We start from the raw sequence: 2,014 nt of genomic DNA, 5'->3' as shown, positions 1-2,014 counted from the left end.
CTGCCAGTGGAGGTTGAGGAGGGTGGTGTTGGTGGTGGTGGGTAGGGGGCGCAGTTGGAGGTGGTTGATGGTGGCCAGGGGGGTGCCGTCGGTGTGGTGCAGGGTGATGGTGGCGGTGTCGGGGGTGGGTTGGGTGAGGGTGGCTCGGGCGTGGGTGGCGCCGGTGGTGTGGATGGTGATGCCGGTCCAGGTGAAGGGGACGTGTGGTGTGCCGCCGGTGGTGGTGTGGTGGAGCAGGAGGGGGTGCAGGGCGGCGTCGAGCAGGGCGGGGTGGATGGCGTGACCACCGTCGTCGGGGTTGTCGTGGTGGGTGTCGGTGAGGGTGATGTCGGCGTAGAGGGTGTCGTTGTGCTGCCAGGTGTTGCGGAGGTTCTGGAAGGCAGGCCCGTAGTCGTAGCCGGCGTCGGCGGCAGCGGGGTAGAACCCGTCGACCGGCACGGGCACCGCGCCCTCGGGTGGCCAGGGTCCGTGGTGGGGCCGGCCGGGTTGGTCGGTGGTTCGGGTGAGGGTGGCCTCGGCGTGCAGGGTCCAGTCAGGGTCGTCGTCGTGGCGGCTGTGGACCCGGGCGGCGTGGGCGGTGCCGGTGGGTGTGATGACGATCTGCAGGTCACGGTCGTGGTCGGTGGGCAGCGGAGCGAGGATGGTCAGGTCGGCGATGTGGTCGCTACCGACCTCGTCCCCGGCATGGGTCAGCCAGTCGATGAACGCGGTCGCCGGCGCGATCGCGGTACCCGCGACGACGTGCTCACGCAGCCACGGCATACCGTCGGGTGAGAGCCGGGCGGACACGACGGTCGGGCCGTCAGCGATCCTCGCCACGTCCCACCGCAGACCCGTAGCCCCAGCGGTGAGCCAGAAACGACGGTGCTGGAACGCATACGTCGGCAGGTCCACCACCCGCCCCTGCCGCCCCACCCGCACCGACCAGTCCACCGGCACCCCACGGGTCCACAACCGGCCGACACCCGACAACAACGTCTGCACCTGACCACGGTCACGACGCATCACCGGCACCGCCGTAACGGCCTCACCCACCATCGCCGTCAACACAGCATCGGGGCCAACCTCCACCACCGTCGACACACCGTTGTCCCGCAACCAACCCACACAATCACCGAACCGCACCGCCTGCCGGGCATGCCGCACCCAGTAATCCGCACAACCCAACACATCACCAGGCTCAGGCCTACCCGTCAGACCGGACACCACCGTCAACTGCGGCTCCCGCCACCGCACCGACTCCGCGACCTCAGCAAACCGCGCCAACATCGGCTCCATCAACCGCGAATGAAACGCGTGACTCACCGCCAGACGCCGGAACCGCCAACCCCGCACCCCACACTCGACCACAACCCGATCCACCGCCGCCGAAAGACCAGACAACACCACCGACCCAGGCCCATTGACCGCAGCCAGATCAAGACCCAACTGATCCGCGATCTCGACCACATCGGCTTCCGCAGCCTCGACAGCGACCATGCCACCACCGACATCCAACGCCTGCATCAAAGCACCCCGAGCAGCAACCAAACGACACGCGTCCTCCAAATCGAGCAGACCCGCGACGTGAACAGCCGCCAACTCACCCACCGAATGACCGACCACCACATCAACCCGCACACCAAAAGACTCCAACAACCGGAACAACGCCACCTCGACAGCGAACAACGCCGGCTGCGTGAACACCGTGTCATCCAAACCCAACCCATCAACCACGCCACCGGCCACCACCTCACCCAAACCCGCCGGCAACAAACCATCAAACCCCGCACACACCTGCCCGAACACCTCAGCAAAAACCGGGAACTCCCCCACCAACTCCCGACCCATACCCACCCACTGAGCACCCTGACCAGTAAAAACAGCCCCCACACCACCCGAAGACACCGGCGCGTCCCCCATGACCCCGCGCAGACCAGCGATAACGGACTCCCGGTCGTCGCCGACCACAACCGCGCGGTAATCCAACGCCGCCCGCGACAACGCCAAACCCCGGGCCACATCAGGCAACGAC

The 2,014-nt window shown here is 67.2% G+C and carries 1 protein-coding gene; it reads right to left on the bottom strand.

Translation table 11 applies throughout. The features are described 5' to 3' along the window. The coding region (locus AB0G14_RS35090; protein ID WP_357705019.1) for an acyltransferase domain-containing protein at positions 1 to 2,014 on the bottom strand (2,014 nt) is incomplete at both ends.

The sequence above is a fragment of the Micromonospora sp. NPDC023814 genome (assembly GCF_040639595.1).
Classification (GTDB): domain Bacteria; phylum Actinomycetota; class Actinomycetes; order Mycobacteriales; family Micromonosporaceae; genus Micromonospora.
The sequence above is the reverse complement of the archived record's forward strand: the minus strand, read 5'-3'. Positions and strand labels throughout refer to the sequence as shown.